Genomic DNA, 1,304 nt, shown 5'->3' with positions numbered 1-1,304 from the left:
TGAAGCGTCCTGGGTTTAGTTCCGATCATTTCTAGGGAAGGATTGGAATCATGCCAAGGAAGTACAGTGACGAGTTCAAGGCCAAGGCAGTGCGTTTGGCTGAGGACCTCGTTGAGCTCGAAGGGTGCTCGAAATGGGGTGCAGCCGTAGAGATCGGTGAAAAGCTCGGCATTCCAGCGCACACGCTCAACGACTGGTTGAAGCCGAATATGGCCTCGTCCGATGTTGAGATTGGCGCCGGCGAGTCAACGGCTGACGAATTGAAGCGGCTCCGGAAAGAGATTAAGGAGCTACGCAGGGCTAATGAGATCTTGAAAACCGCGTCAGCTTTTTTCGCGGCGGAACTCGACCGTCCCACCAGAAGATGATCGAATACATCGATGCGTATCGCGATCGCTTCGGGGTCGAGGCTATCTGTCGCACATTGAAAGAGACAGAATGTGGGTTCATCACCTCTCGTGGCTACCGAGCAGCGAAAACACGAGCGCCATCGGCGAGGAGTTTGTCAGATGCGCTGCTCATTCCTGAACTGGTGAGGGTCTACGAGGACAACTTCAGCGTCTACGGGGTCCGCAAGATGTGGAAGGCTATGCAGCGCGCCGGCTGGAACATCGGTCGTGATCAGACCGCGCGTTTGATGAAGCAAGCTGGCATTCAAGGCCGCAGGCGTGGCCGCACACCGATGACAACGCTTCGGGCCAACGTGCCGGATGGCCGCCCTGACCTGGTCAACCGTGACTTCACTGCCCCCGCACCGCACCGGTTGTGGGTCGCTGACATCACCTATGTGCGCACCTTGTCTGGTTTTGCCTACACCGCGTTTATCACCGATGTGTACTCCAGGAAGATCGTCGGTGTGGCGACTCGGGCGAGCATGCGTACCGATGAACTTCCGCTGGAGGCCTTTGAGCACGCCCTGTATCACGCTGGTGATCTTCGCTCAGAAGGGCTTGTCCACCACAGTGACCGCGGCTCGCAATATGTGTCGATCCGTTACGGTGAAGCGCTCGCCTTGGCGGGTGTCGATCCATCTGTCGGCACCGTTGGCGACTCCTATGACAACGCGTTGGCTGAAACGGTCAACGGGCTCTACAAAACAGAGCTGATTTATCCCCACCGGCCGTGGACATCGGTCGGTGAAGTCGAGATCGCCACCCTTCGCTGGGTGCACTGGTGGAACAACCAGCGACTTCATCAATCCCTGGGATATATCACTCCACAGGAGATGGAGAACGCCTACTATCAACGATCAGGCGCTCAAACGTTGGGCGTTAAATAAGCGGAACGAAAACCAGGACGCTTCA

The 1,304-nt window shown here is 56.8% G+C and carries 1 protein-coding gene; it reads left to right on the top strand.

What is annotated here, in order from left to right; all coding sequences use genetic code 11:
* The first annotated feature begins 50 nt into the window (after window positions 1-50).
* Window positions 51-1,279 (top strand): IS3 family transposase gene (locus ACWXWJ_RS10230; protein ID WP_473964346.1). Its coding sequence is split into 2 segments (ribosomal slippage): window positions 51-324 and window positions 324-1,279, totalling 1,230 coding nucleotides; the frame shifts between segments, so codons are not numbered across the junction.
* The last annotated feature ends 25 nt before the right edge of the window (window positions 1,280-1,304 follow it).

Source organism: Corynebacterium sp. p3-SID1761 (assembly GCF_055862885.1).
Note: the sequence above shows the minus strand (reverse complement) of the source record. Positions and strands in the feature narration are given on the sequence as shown.